General features: G+C 60.3%; 8 protein-coding genes. 2 read left to right on the top strand and 6 right to left on the bottom strand.

What is annotated here, in order from left to right:
- Positions 1-341: 341 nt before the first annotated feature.
- Positions 342-1,196, top strand: a complete 855-nt coding sequence (locus DRB17_RS08070; protein WP_277738570.1) for a DNA methyltransferase — start codon at positions 342-344, stop codon at positions 1,194-1,196.
- A gap of 3 nt (positions 1,197-1,199) precedes the next feature.
- Positions 1,200-3,794: a DEAD/DEAH box helicase gene (locus DRB17_RS08075; RefSeq protein ID WP_114581702.1), complete on the top strand. Its 2,595-nt coding sequence runs from the start codon at positions 1,200-1,202 to the stop codon at positions 3,792-3,794.
- A 937-nt stretch (positions 3,795-4,731) separates the two neighbouring features.
- Here the strand turns inward: DRB17_RS08075 and DRB17_RS08085 are convergent.
- From DRB17_RS08085 to DRB17_RS08110, 6 genes are all read right to left on the bottom strand, one after another.
- On the bottom strand, positions 4,732-6,177 hold the full coding sequence (locus DRB17_RS08085) for an amidase (protein WP_114581703.1): 1,446 nt from the start codon (positions 6,175-6,177) through the stop codon (positions 4,732-4,734).
- A gap of 4 nt (positions 6,178-6,181) precedes the next feature.
- A complete protein-coding gene (locus DRB17_RS08090) occupies positions 6,182-7,465 on the bottom strand; it encodes a malonyl-CoA decarboxylase (RefSeq protein WP_241503777.1) in 1,284 nt (427 codons plus the stop codon).
- Between the two features lie 146 nt (positions 7,466-7,611).
- Positions 7,612-9,144 carry a malonate--CoA ligase gene (locus DRB17_RS08095; protein ID WP_114581704.1) on the bottom strand — a complete coding sequence of 511 codons (1,533 nt, stop codon included), beginning with the start codon at positions 9,142-9,144 and terminating at the stop codon, positions 7,612-7,614.
- A gap of 240 nt (positions 9,145-9,384) precedes the next feature.
- Positions 9,385-10,176 carry a creatininase family protein gene (locus DRB17_RS08100; protein ID WP_114581705.1) on the bottom strand — a complete coding sequence of 264 codons (792 nt, stop codon included), beginning with the start codon at positions 10,174-10,176 and terminating at the stop codon, positions 9,385-9,387.
- Between the two features lie 427 nt (positions 10,177-10,603).
- Positions 10,604-12,529 (bottom strand): hydantoinase B/oxoprolinase family protein, encoded by a 1,926-nt coding sequence (locus tag DRB17_RS08105; RefSeq protein ID WP_114581706.1) that lies wholly within the window; start codon positions 12,527-12,529, stop codon positions 10,604-10,606.
- The gene (locus DRB17_RS08110; RefSeq protein ID WP_114581707.1) at positions 12,522-14,576 is read right to left on the bottom strand and encodes a hydantoinase/oxoprolinase family protein; all 2,055 of its coding nucleotides are present in this window, start codon (positions 14,574-14,576) and stop codon (positions 12,522-12,524) included. The genes DRB17_RS08105 and DRB17_RS08110 overlap by 8 nt, the downstream gene beginning before the upstream one ends.
- Between the last annotated feature and the right edge of the window lie 87 nt (positions 14,577-14,663).

Here is a 14,663-nt window from a genome sequence, read left to right on the forward strand (position 1 = left end):
CATTCCACCACCGCCGGGAATGCAACGCCCTCGATCCCAGCCCGCGCTCAGACATCGCCGCCCGAAAATCCAACGGTTGAGCGCGCCTCGGCCGGGTTTTTCAGCGTCCTGCTAGTGGGACCGTCGCAATCTGGCCACCGTCGAATCGAAACGAACAATTTAGCTGGTCGGTAGTGCCAGCCACACTTCGATCGCTCAGAGACAAGGGTGCAGTTCGAACTGGTAACATAAATTTGTCAAAGAACTCGGTTCCAATATACTATCTTTCTTTCAATCAACTATCGGCTATCGAGGACGGAACCCTACAAGTTACAGGAAGGGCCCAAGACGGTTCGCTCATCGTGAGATATGCAGATGGGGCACGTGCTGCGGCGCCTCGTACCGTATGGAACATGACCGCTCATGACGCCGGCAGCCACGGGACGACCCTTCTGAGCACGATTATGCCTGATCGCCGCTTTCCATTTCCAAAGTCACTTTATGCCGTCGAAGATGCGTTGCGGTTCTTTGTTAAGCATAAGCCGAATGCGAAAGTTCTAGATTTTTTCAGCGGGTCCGGAACCACCGCCCACGCTGTCATGCGCCTCAATCGGCAGGACGACGGCCGACGCCAATGCATTTCCATCACCAACAACGAGGTTGCTGCTGAAGAACAGGCCGCGCTCCGAAAGTCTGGTCTTCGGCCAGGCGATCCCGATTGGGAACAATGGGGCATCTGCGACTACATCACGAAGCCAAGGATCAAGGCCGCGATCACCGGCAAGACGCCCGAAGGCAAGGCTATCGACGGCGACTACAAATTCACCGACGAATTCCCGATGGCGGAGGGCTTCGAGGAGAATGCAGAGTTCTTCACGCTGACCTACGAGACGCCGGTCGCCGTGCATCACAACCTCGCCTTCCAACGCATCGCACCGCTCCTATGGATGCGCGCCGGCGCGGAGGGAAGCCGGATCGACGAACTGCCAGAACGCGGCTGGGCGGTCGCCGACACTTACGGCTTGCTTGTCGACCTGGACCGATCCGCGGAGTTCTGCGACGCAGTTCATGCTCACGCGGGTCTGCGCATCGCCTACATCGTCACCGACGACGACCGCCGGTTCCAATCCGTCGCACGCAGGCTACCCGACAGCGTCGAGCCGATCCGGCTCTACGAGTCCTACCTGTCCAATTTCCGCTTTTCGATGGGCCGCTAACCCATGAAGTTCACGCTCAAAGATTACCAGGAAGATGCCGTTAAGGACGTCCTCACCAACCTCAAGAAAGCCGCGAAGCGGTGGCACGAGGATGGCGACCGGCATGCCTTCTCGCTCACCGCGACGACGGGCGCAGGCAAGACGGTCATGGCTGCGGCCCTGTTCGAGGCGCTGTTCCATGGCGACGACAACTTCGACTTCGAGCCCGACCCCGGCGCCGTCGTGATCTGGTTCAGCGACGATCCCGCGCTGAACGCGCAATCGCATTTCCGCCTGCGCGAAGCGTCGGACCGGCTGACGCTGTCGGACCTTGTCATCGTCCAGAACACCTTCAATCGCGAGAAGCTCGAGGCGGGCAAGGTCTACTTCCTCAACACGCAGAAGCTGAGCAAGTCGAGCCTTCTGGTGCGCGGCCACGACCCGGACGACCCGGGCGTCGAATCCGACGGTCGCCAGACGATCATGCCCGACATGCGAGCATTCACGATCTGGGACACGATCCAGAACACCATCGAGGATCCGGATCTGACGCTCTACCTCGTACTCGACGAGGCGCACCGCGGCATGAAGGCTTCCGGCGGCAACGGCGGTGGCGAGAAGTCCACCATCGTCAAGCGGCTGATCAACGGCTCCGGCTTGGTGCCTGCCATCCCGATCGTGCTCGGCATCTCGGCGACGGTTGAGCGCTTCAACGCCGCGATGGCGGACATGCAGGATCGTGCCACCCTGCCGAACGTGGTGGTCGACTCCGGAAAGGTGCAGGCCTCCGGCCTGTTGAAGGATACGATCATCCTTGATGTGCCCAACGAGGTCGGCCAGTTCGACACGGTGCTCGTGCGTCGAGGGACCGACAAGCTGAAGGAAATCACGGCAGCCTGGAACGATTACGCGAAGCAACAGGACGATGCCGACACCGTCGCGCCATTGATGGTGCTGCAGGTGCCGAATTCGCCCGATCATGACGAAATCGGCCGAGCCCTCGACACGATTTACGAGCGCTGGCCGGACCTTCCTGACAACGCGGTGGCGCACGTTTTCGGAGACCACACGACGGAAACGTTCGGCAGCCACTCGATCCCGTACATCTCACCGGAGCGCGTCCAGGAATCGAAGTGGGTTCGCGTCCTGATCGCGAAGGATGCGATCAGCACGGGCTGGGACTGTCCGCGGGCGGAGGTGATGGTGTCGTTCCGTCCCGCGATGGACAGAACCCACATCACGCAGCTTCTCGGCCGCATGGTGCGCACGCCGCTCGCACGGCGGATTCCGGGCAACGAGCGGCTGAACGCCGTGGACTGCCTTTTGCCGTTCTTCGATGCCAAATCTGTCAAGGACGTCGCGAAGGCGCTGATGTCCGGAGGTGACGGGGGCGAGGACCTTCCCGGCCGGCGGGTGCTGATCAATCCGGAGGAAATGAAGCCGAACCCTGCGATACCAGACGCAGTCTGGGACAAGCTGCTTTCGCTCCCATCTCAGTCTCTTCCCAAGCGACAGGCCAAGCCCGTCAAGCGCCTTACATCGCTTGCGCATGAACTCGCTGCCGACGGTTTGCTCGCCGAAGCCGGCAAGACAGCCCACGCCGAGATGCACAAAGTGCTGAATGCGGCCAGGGAGCGCTACAAGGCAGAGATTGCGAAGGCGAGGAAAACAGTCCTCACAGTCGAAGGGAAAAGCCTGAAGACGGATCTCAAAACCCGGGAAATGTCGTTCGACGACTTTCTCGAAGCCGCCGACTTTGCCGTAATCGACGAGGCGTATCGGCGCGCCGGGCGAGCGGTCAGTCCCGATCTTGCGACGTCCTACAGCGAGTTTCTCGCGAAGTCGGAATACGAAAAGGACGATCTCGAGGCGGCGTTGATAGAGGCCCGCGTTACGGTTGCCGCTCTGGGTCTGGTTCCGGAGGTGAAGGACTACCTCGAAGCCGAAGCCGAGAAGCTCGCCACAGATTGGCTTACCAAGCACCGCATCGAAATCAAAAGCCTGTCGGATGAGCGCCAAGAGGTATACCGCCAGATCCGGGAGATGAGCGCTCATCCGATGGATGTCGACTTGGCTATGCCCACGTCTTGGATGCAGCCGACGACGGTGCGCGAAGCCGATGGAACCGAGAAGCCACTTCCGCGCTTTGAGCGCCACTTGCTCTGTGCGAAAGACGGCATGTTCCCAGAGGACTTCAACTCGTGGGAAGGCGATGTTCTGGCAGCGGAGTTGAAGCGGCCGGATACTATCGGATGGTACCGCAACCCGTCGCGCGCCAGTCAGGACTCTCTAGGCGTCACCTACCAGGACGGAACTGAACCGAAGATTGTTCGCCCTGACTTCATCTTTTTTGCGCAACTACCGGACGGAACCGTAGCCGCCGATATCGTCGACCCACACGGCACGCAATTCAGTGATTCGATCCCAAAGCTGAAAGGACTTGCACAATATGCGGCGATCAATGGTGAAGTGTTCCGGCGAATCGATGCCGTCGTAAAGATGGGTGATGTATTTCGAGTCCTCGATCTTAAGGAAGCCCCTGTGCGGTCAGCGATTGATGGAGCAACTTCCATCAAGGCCCTCTACGAGAGTGACGCCGCCGGCAACTACATGGTGTGACTTCATAAATTCCGATTTCGGTCGCAAGAGCTATGAGACGGGGCGCTCCAAACGGCTGGCTCGGCACCCCGCATCGGTTTGACCCCGTCCCGCATAACTCTCGAAAACAACGAATGAATCCGGCCGCAGTTGGATTGGGAAACACCTTTCGCGGGGCAGGTGGCGGTGCAGGTAGTCTGCTGCGAACTGGTCTCCGCCCATTTTCCCTCTTATGCCCCGATTTACAGGGAAATTCGCCCATTTTGCAGGGATCATATCCATAACCGCCGAGAACCAAGCAGCGAAATCAAGAAGTTAGTGGAGAATTCCCTGCGGCAAAGAACAGTGAATTTGTGAAAGGGAGAAGGGAACCAAAATCCGCAAACAGGGAAAATTCGACGGGGAACAGGGATCCATCGCGCATCTTTATCGCTTGGCCGCGGTGCAGCTATTTGGTTGACCACCCTGGAAGTCCCGACCCGGCTGAACCTGTGCCGCTCTACTGTTGCCGGGCAGGTCGTTGGCTGCCCTCCGGCGGCGAAGATCGACCCGAAGCGGTTCCACCACTGTCGGATTGTCTCGTGGGTTACGTCGATGCCTCGCTCGAAAAGCTGATCCTCGACATTGCGTAGCGACAGCGGATGCCGAACGTACATCAAGACAGCTGGCCGGATCACCTGGGGCGACGTCTTGAAGTAGCAGAACGAGCTGGCCATGCGCGAGGCTACTCAGATAGCACCTGCGCCGTAAGGCAGTTCCCTTGACACTGCCATCTTTGCTGACTGCCTTGGACCGCCGGCCCCTTCCGTCTTGCAGACTGGGGCGGCCACAGATTCAGTGGGAACTTGATGTGCACTCCAGAGATGCCCATCGGCCGCGCCAGCGGCTTGTCGCAGCCAGCCGTTCAGTATCACGCTATCGGACAGAACCTCTCGTTTTAATAATTAACTAAACAAACCTAGTCATCCCCGCCAATAGGCCGAGGATCAATCGGCAACGACAAGTAAACGCCAAACATTTCCTCGACGAATGCTGCAAACGACAAGAGTGCACGCTCGGCGCGTGGCCTAGCGATGATTTGAAGTCCAACGGGCACCCCTTCCTCGGTTAGACCGCACGGCACCGAGATGGCCGGACATGCAGTAAGTGAAATCGCGTAAGCGATCGCCATCCACTCCAAGTAGTTATCGAATTTCAGCCCGGCGCACCGGTCGACATATCGCTGTTCGAGCGGGAAAGGCGGTACGATCGCCGTCGGCAAAAGAAGGAATTCGTACTCGGCGAGGAATTCGACGACACGCGCGCAAATTGCGGCACGTGCGCGCTCCGCGGCCACGATATCTTCCGCCGTGAGCGCCAGCCCCTCCTCGATGTTCCAAACCACTTCGGGCTTCAACTCGTTGCGGTGATCGTCCAGAACATGCGCCCACGCCGTCGCAAACTGGAGCGCGCGAAGCGTGCGGAACGCCCAATGGGCTTCCCTCATGTCAGGGTGGGTCTCAATAACGTCGATCCCTTCCCCGCCAAGCGCGGCCACCGCGCTGCGGCAGATCGACACGACGCCGTCTTCGACCGCCGTAATACCGAGGTCGGCGCTGAATGCAATGCGGGCCGGGCACCGCGGTGTGGCGGCCGCCTCGGTGTAGCGCCGGCCGCTGCCATCGAACGACAACGGGTCCTGCGAACTATGGCCCGCCATCGCATCGAGGAAGAGGCCGCAGTCCGCCACGCTTCGCGCGATCGGGCCGGCGACCGACAATGTCTGGAACGGTACACCGTTCGAGCCTTGCGGAACGACGCCGGGCCCCGGACGGAGTCCCACGACGCCATTGAAGCTGGCTGGGTTCCGCAGTGAACACGCGAAGTCCGTGCCCTGCGCCAGCCACGCCATGCCCGTCGCGACGGCCACGGCGGCGCCCCCGGAGGATCCGCCGGCCGACAGACGGACATCCCACGGATTGCGCGTGGCACCGAAGACTTCGTTAAACGTATTGGCACCCGCCTCGAACTCGGGTGTGTTGGATTTCGCATATACGATCCCACCGCGCGCCTCGATCAACTCAACGAGGCCGGCTGATCGCTCGGGAACATGTTCCGCGAAGGCGCGCGAGCCATAGGTGGTGCGCACAGCTGCAACGGGTACAGAATCCTTGATGGCAACGGGGAGCCCCCAAAGCGGACCGCGCCGCTTGTCCATTCGCGAACACGAGCGAGCGGCACGGCGCGCTCGATCGAAGCACAGCGTGGGCAGCGCGTTGACGTGCCGGTCGACTTCACTTACACGGTCTTCGAGACTATCAAGAAGCTCGTTCGGCGTGATCTCGCCACTCTGGAGCAAGCTCACCACTTCAACCGCCGAACGCGCCCAATACGCATCGCGCGAGTCGGAGGTCACACCTCTCATCGCTTCACTTGCCCTTTCGTTGCGCAAGCCGCGTGACGGCCGACGATGCGACGACCATATGATTCTTCACATAATCCTCGTGGTTCCGTTCGATCGATTTCAGGTCATAGACGTAGTTGACAAGGAACCCGGCGGACTGACGCATTCGTTCGAGCGAGCAGTCGCCCAGCCAATTGATCCGGTCGAGGCGGGCCCCATTGCGCAGGTGGAACCGAGCCACAGGATCCAGAGGCTCGGACCCACGTTTCTCGTGCAGCAAGTAGTGGGCGATCAACCTCGTCAACAAAGGCTGCAAAGCCTCGGCCTTCGTAGCGTCGGCGGACCAATCCGAATCGCCGAGCAAGACAAGCGTCTCGATTTCTGCGTCGGTCAAAAGTTCCGGATCGGCACCCGGCTTCGAAGCCCCGGACAGCCAATGCCGGAATCCCGGCACCGGCGACAACGTCGCATAGGTTTTGAGTTGCGGGAATTCCCGCGCCAGTTCGAGCACCACCTGCTTGATGAGAAAATTGCCGAAGGTGATGCCCCGCAGCCCCTCATGGCAGTTGTTGATCGAATAAAAGATGGCGGTATCCGCACTCGCCGGGTCGGACTCGACGCGGTCGAGACTGATGATCGGCCCGATTTCGCCCGAGATTCCTTTGACAAGCGCGACTTCCACGAAAACAAGCGGATCGTTCGGGAGGGCACTGTGAAAGAACGCGAAGCACCTGCGGTCCGGAGCAAGCCGCCGACGCAAGTCGTCCCAGCCCCGCATCTCGTGAACCGTCTCGTATTCGATGAGCTTCTCCAGGACGGCGGCGGGCGTCTCCCAATCAATCCGACGCAGCGCAAGAAATCCACGATTGAACCAGGAAGCAAAGAGATGACGCAGATCCGCGTCTACCGCTTTCAGTTCGGGTTTGTCACGCAACGTCTCCAAGAGATCGCGGCGCATGCGCACAAGCGATTCGGTTCCATTCGGCGCCATGTTCAGGCGTCTGAACAGCTCCTGGCGCGGCGGTTCCACAGCCCGGATGAGTTTGGCAAGCGATGCGTCGTCGGATTGGGCGGCATACGCGTTGGCGGCGTCCAGCACGGTCTTGGCGTCGACGTTGAAATCGCGCCGCAGTTTCTCGAAGAATACACACCGGGCTTCCGCATCCATCGCCTCGTAAGCCACGATAACCTTGCGTGCAATCGCGGTGCCGGACGCTTCGCCCAAAGTCGAGAGAAGCTCGTTGCAGAGGGTGTAAATGTTCTCTCCATCCGAGCCTGGTGCCAGTTTCCGCCGAAACAGCAACTCCAAGCCCGCGTCCGCGACCGAGTTCAAGAAACTGTTCAAGGCAAAAGACTGTCGAGGCGCACTTGAGGTTCTGTTCGAAACAGGGTCGGACGTCGAACTGGCTTGGACACGATCAGTCGTACTTACCGTCTTATCCGATCGAATCGCCATCATTGCCCGCCGACCGTTGAGAACAGATCGTTATATGCTGACCTAAGCTTGGCCTTCTCAATCTTGCCCATCGCGTTTTTGGGGAGTTCTTCGACAAAAACCACGGCCTTGGGCGTCTTGAACGCGGCTAGACGCGATCTCGCTTCGGCAATGACCTCTCCAACCGTCAGTTCACCGGCACGCGTACGATCCGGCACGACGACCGCTACCACGCCCTCGCCGAAATCCGGATGACTCACGCCGATAACCGCTGATTCGCCGACTCCATCAATGCGATCGACCACCTCTTCGACCTCCTTCGGATACACATTGAAGCCGCCAGAGATGATGAGATCCTTGGAGCGCCCTACGATGTGCAGATAGCCATTCGAGTCGAATCGTCCGACATCGCCTGTCTTAAAAAATCCGTCCTCACAAAATTCGGCATTGGTCTTTTCCGGGTTGCGCCAGTACCCCTTGAATACACTCGGTCCGCGCACTTCGATATTTCCGATTTGGCCATCCGCGAGCGCCGTCCCATCCTCACCGCAGATTCGCACGGCGACACCCGGCAGCGGATATCCAACGGAGCCGGCGGTCCGATCGCCGTCGACCGGATTGGACGCAATCATATTCGTCTCGGTCATACCGTAGCGCTCCAGAATCGCATGGCCGGTCCTGCGCCTGAACTCCTCGAATGTCTCGGGCAGCAATGGGGCGGAACCGGAAATGAAGAGCCGAATCGACCGACATGCCCACTTGTCGAATCGTGCGTCGTTCAAAAGGCGCGTATAGTAGGTCGGTACACCCATCATCACGGTGACCCGCGGCAGAACAGACAAGACCTGCTCGACGTCGAACCTGGGCAAGAACAGCATTTGACCGCCCTGGAGCAGCGTGGTGTTGATCGCCACGAATAGGCCATGAGTGTGAAAGATGGGCAGCGCATGAAGCAGCACGTCGCTATCGCTTAACCCCCAGCAGTCGCATAAAGCGACGGCATTCGAGGCGAGATTGGCGTGAGTCAGCATCGCCCCCTTGGCCCGGCCGGTTGTGCCGCTTGTGTAAAGAATCGCGGCGACATCCTCCCCGCGACAAGGAACGGTCTCTAGATCTTTCGCTACCTCCCGCGCCCCCTTAGTCAACGAGCCGAGGCCGTCGCAATCGAGGGTGAAAGTCCCGCACGGCGCGGAGTATGGAAAATCGGCCGCGGCAAGGTGCGAAGCGGGATCGCACACGACCGCCGCCGGCGAAGCATCGGCAGTGAGATACTCCAGTTCCTCCCGGCCATAAGCGGTATTCAGGGGTATGAAAACAAAACCAGCGCGAAGGCAGGCCAGATAGACGGCCACCGCCTCCAACGACTTTTCCACCTGCACCATGACCCGATCGCCCGGATTCGCGCCTGCATCCGAAAGCCGCAACGCGAACATGGCACTGTCGCGGTCGAGATCGGCATAGCGGTACTGGCGGCAACCAGGGATCTCCATAACCACCGCCCGAGGATCCTGTGGGAAACGCATCCTGAAAGACTCAAAGAGGTTATCGTTCATGCCGCCTGCCTTGACCTCCCTCGACGACCGGTCCGATGCCGTTCCCGTGTCCTTTTGCGACGATTCTCATCGGGCAAGATTTTCGTATTGCCATATTTGGATAGCCAAATACCGACCAGGATATTTCTCTACGAATCCAAATTACCTGCCAATCCAACTCTGACGCTCTGGCGGGCGATGTCCTTGAAGCATGACGTCGTCTTTTCGGGACAGGTCCGCGCGACGCGCGCCAATCCCGATTCACCGTCTCTCTTCATACGACCCCTGGAGGTTTTCCATCTTGTCGACGAGCGCATCGACAGTCGCAGCAATCATGGCGTCGCCGGATTCCTTCGCCGCCACGTGCGGATTGCCGAAAATCGCCGCGTGTCCCTTCGCGGGCCGCGGCCGCCGGCCATAGGTTCGGACCGGCTCCATCGGCGCCACCAGGTCCCAGCCGACAAGCGGCGCATGAACGCCACCCAGCCGGTCCATGTGGACGAGCTCCGGGCGCACGGAAAGTTGGAAGGAGGTCTCGAATTCACCGGCGTGCCCCATTCCGCCCACTTCGGATTTGCGCAGCGCATGGATTTGCTTGGCGCCCGGCTCCCAGTAACTGAACGCCGTTACTTTGAAATTGAACTGTTCATCGAGATCGTCGACGAGACGCCGGGCCACGGCGTCATTTGCAGTGCCGTTCGGACGGTTCCCGTTCAAAATCAGCACGTGTTCGAAGCCGGAGCGAATAAGCGCGGCACAGACCTCGTAGACGAGTTCTTGATAGACAGGAATCGACAAAGAGATCGTACCGGGAAAGTTTTCGAAGGTCTTCGAGACTCCGTAACAGACGGCCGGCGCAACGACAGCGTCGATTCTTTTGGCAAGGAGCACCGCGATATGCTCCGCCTGGTGCGAATCGGTGTCTATAGGCATGTGCGGGCCGTGCGCCTCGGTGGCGCCAGTCGGCAAAATCACCAGCCGCTTGCTGTCGATTGCCCGCGCAACCTCGTCCTGCGTCATATGAGCCAACCGAACTTCTTTTACAGTCGTCATGGCGGATTCCCCTCACGATCCCTGGCATCCGATTCGACTTTCGATTCATACAGCTTGTGCCGGTTTCTGAAACAGCTCCAGCCAGTAATGCACGAACACAAGCATTTTCTATTCACAATTAATTAAGATAAACGAAGTTGAAGTATCTAAATAACATGTAGTTTTATTTTTCTATATACATGGCAATCCGAACGAAAACACAATTATAAAAGTCCACTCTCTAATTTTATTATGTCATTCGGCGAAACGATCCGCGCCTGCGTGGTGAAGCGCTTCCAGACCTCCGCACGATGACCGAAGGTCTCGTTGGAGGGGGGCCTACCCCTGTACACGAACCGGTAGATGCGTTCTGCTCATCCCATCGAACCGCCGCAGTCGATGTTTATGGCCCGGCCGGCGAGTGATGGCGCCGGCCGGTCCACTCATCTCAGGCGGCTCTACCGGGGCGCCGTCCCGCCTCGGGAGGGACCGCGAGCCAACCTTCGTCCGGATCGCTCCACCCCTCCGGCCACCGGATTCCACCGGCCGCCTTCTTCCGCTCGAACGATGCTCCGCGATCGTACATCGGCAGAGGATCCCGCGCACTGCGCATCGTTTCGCGGCGTTCCCGGGTCTGGACCTCGTCAACCTCGTAACGATAGCCCGCGCGGCGAAGCACGACGCCATAGTCGGCCAGGGCCGACTGCTCCGAAACGAGCCCGCAGGTGACGTCATAGGCGACCATCTCCGGCTCGCGCGTCAGGGGATCCCCCCATCCGCCGCCGCCCGTGGTGATGATTCGGACAGTCTCGCCTGCGCCGACCACCACGTCGTCCGACATCCCCGGAACATGCTGAACCTCGCCGTTCTCACGGAAAACCGAGACTTTGTACGTGTCGCCGGACTTCCCGCCGTTGACACCGACACAAGGCAGGTCCGAGCGGTCGGCATTCGACAGAAGCGTCGACTTCTGCAGCGACCGCACCTGCTTGTCGTAGCCGAAACCGCCGCGACGATAGCCAGCGCCGCCGGAATCCTGCGCCAGGGCGAGTTGTTCGATCCGGATCGGGAACCGGGTCTCGGAGAACTCGACCGGCAGATTACGCGAATTCGGCACGATATGGACGACATCGCTGCCATCGGCCCAAGGCCGCCCCGGCGCGCCACCGCCAAGCACCTCGCGGAACAGGTAGAAATTGTCGCTCGTGTTGCCGCCGTGCATCCCCCAGATACGGATCGTCTCATGGTCGGCAGGAACGCGCCCCTTGGTCGCCTTGGCCAGCACACCAGCAAACGTGCCGAGCACGCGCAGGAACAGGAAGAAGCGCATGCCGGTCGGTTTGCCGAAGGTTGGCGTGACCAGCGTGCCCTTCTCCGGGAACTTAACCTCGACGACGTCGAGCGCGCCCTCGTTGATATCGATCTCTGCCGCACGTTCCGGCGTATCGGCCAGTGACCGGAGCACCGGCGCCACGAACTTGCGGATGAATTTGCCATCCGCGTAATCGATCGGCCAGTTGATCGGCCCGGCCGCCTCCGGATCCGTTCCGGTGAAGTCGAGAACGATCTTGTCCGGGGTCTTCGTCATCGTCAGCCGCAGGGCGTGCGGCGGATGATCGCGGTTGACGCCGTCGTTCTCGATATAGTCTTCCCACGAATAGACGCCGTCCTCGATCTTCGGCAGCAACTCGCGCCGGAGTGTTTCGGCGCAGTTCCCGATCATCGCGTCGAAGGCGGCTTCGAGCACGTCGATTCCATAGCGCTCCGCCATCGCGACGATCCGGCGCGACCCCAGCAGAGCCGCGCCAATCTCGGCGTCCACATCGCCCCGTAGGTGCTCCCCCAGTCGCGAGTTCCGGAAGATGATGTTGTAGGCCGCCTGGTTCAGAACACCCTTGTCATAGAGCTTCATCGGAGGGATGACGAGACCCTCCGCCCACATGTCCTTTGCGCTGACCGGAAGGCTGCCCGGCACGGCGCCGCCGACATCGTCATGATGCCCGAAGACCTGGCTGAACCCGATAAGTTGCCCTTGATAAAAGATCGGTACCGTGGTGCAGAGATCGGGAACATGGCCGATCCCGCCGCAGGAGTTGTACGGATCGTTCCAGAGGAAGACGTCGCCCTCGTGGATGTCGCCTTCGTCGAAATACTCGAACACCGGCTCGACGAGCGCCGAGTAAGACCTGCCGGTCAGCTTCCGCCCGCCCGCATCGAACAGCGCGACGCGATAGTCGTGCTGATCTCTGATCATCGGAGATCGCGAAGTTCGCTCGACTGCTGCCTCAATTTCCAGTTCCGTAGACCGCACCGTGCCGGTGATCACCTCAAGCTCGATGGGCCCCAGTTTCGTCTTGGCGGAAGCATCAGGCATCGGTCTTCTCCAGGATCAGATTGCCATACTTGTCGGTGCGCGCGGCCCAGCTTGGCGATACCACGACGGTTGAGCCGTATTCCTCGATCACTGTCGGCCCCTGGACGGTTTGTTCGAGCGCCAGTTCGACGCGGTTGTAGATGTCGCACTCGACCCAACCGTGCCCGCGCCAATAGATACGGCGCATAGAGGCCGGTTCTCCCGCCCCGTCGCGATCCGGGCGTTCGGCCACCTTGGGCCGGTTCGCCTCGCCGATCGCCTGGACACGGAGATTGACGAGTTCGACATCCTGCTCGCCTCGATAGTCGAAGCCGAAAGTCTCATGGTGAACGCGATGGAAGTCCTCCCACATGAATGCGATCGCGTCCTCACCGCTCGCACCCTCAGGAATGGCGACGTTCACCTCGTGGCCCTCCCCGACGTAGCGCATATCGGCGAAACGGTGCAGCCGCACCTTGTTTTCCGGCACACCTTCCGAGACAATTTCCGCGCGGCCTGTCGCCTCAAGATCTTGCCAGTTCGCCTCGATTTCGATCGTGTCCGCCGTTGACTCTTGGCGCACAAGCGTCCGTATGTAGTCCTGCTTCACATCACAGACGTGCAAACCATAGGCAGACAAGTTGCCTGGGTTGGGCGGCGAGAGCACGGTGCGCACGCCGAGGAACTCGGCGACCTCGCACGCGAACAACGCCCCCGCGCCGCCGAAAGAGATCAACGCATAGCCGCTCGGATCCCTGCCGCGGGTCGTGGTGACCTGGCGGATACCGTGCACCATGTTAGCGGTGGCGATCTCGAACACACCAGCTGCGACCTCTTCGGGCGACATTCCGAACTGCTTGCCCAGATCCCGGTAGGCCGCCTGCGCCGATCCTATGTCGAGTTCGAGCTCGCCGCCGACCAGCGCCTCAGGAAGCCGCCCAAGCACGGCAGCCGCGTCGGTTACGGTGGGTTGCTGACCACCGCGGCGGTAGCAGATCGGCCCCGGAACAGCACCGGAACTGTGCGGCCCGACCTTCAGGTTCTCGTAATCGTCGACCCACGCCAGCGACCCGCCCCCGGTTCCGACGGTCACGATGTCGAGCATCGGCGTCTTGACGGGGTAATTTTCGATCATCGAGTAGCTGGTCATCTGCGGTTCCAACCCGGTGACCAGTGACATGTCCGTCGAGGTCCCGCCCACATCGAGTGTCAGGATATTCTCGTAGCCGGCAAGACGCGACATGTGTACCGCGCCGAGCACACCGCCCGCAGGTCCCGACAAAAGCATCGTGACCGGCCTTTGTCCGGCGGTCTTGTGCTTCACGACGCCACCATTCGACTGCATGATAAGGAATGGGATGTCGCCAGCCTCTTCGTTCACCGAGTCGCTCGCCCGCTGCAGGTACGTTTGGCAGTAGGGCTTGACCATGACGTCAATGAGCGTCGTCATCGCCCGTTCGTATTCGCGGTACTCTGGGAGTACGCGCGACGACAGCGAAACGAAGACGTCCGGGTACCGATCGGCGATAAGGCGGCCGACCCGCTCTTCGTGCGCGCCGTTTGCATAGGAATGCAGCAAGCAGACACCGATGCACTTGACGCCCTGCTCAACCAGCGCGTCAACCGCTTCCATGGTAGCCGCCTCGTCCAACGCCTCTAGTTCGGCCCCGGTCTGATCCAGCCGGCCGGGCGCCTCGCGAACCAAGTGCAGTGGCACCAATCTCGGGGGCTTCACCCAGAACAGCGAGTTGCCATAGCCGTCCGGAACGGACTGGCGCGCAATCTCGATCAGATGGCGGAATCCCTTGGTGACGATGAGTCCGAGCCCGTCGAACTTGTGCTCCAGTACCGCGTTCGTGGCGGTGGTGGAGCCGTGAAGCAGCTGCGTCACTTCTTTGCCAGTGCGCCCCGCGGCCTCGAGGACCTTGCTGATTCCATCGAGCAGCCCCTCGCTCGGGTTTGATGGGGTACTCGGGGTTTTGATGACGTACTGCTTGCCGCTGCCCTCATCAATAGCGACAACATCGGTGAACGTGCCGCCGGTATCGATTGCGATTCTTAAGCTCATGCCGGCTTATGTCCGTTATGTGGATACGCTGTTCGTTTATCAACCTATACGCCCGCGTTAGACCTGTCAACGCCGAAGTGTGGAAGT

Source organism: Ferruginivarius sediminum (assembly GCF_003344765.1).
GTDB classification, from domain to species: Bacteria; Pseudomonadota; Alphaproteobacteria; order Kiloniellales; family Rhodovibrionaceae; genus Ferruginivarius; species Ferruginivarius sediminum.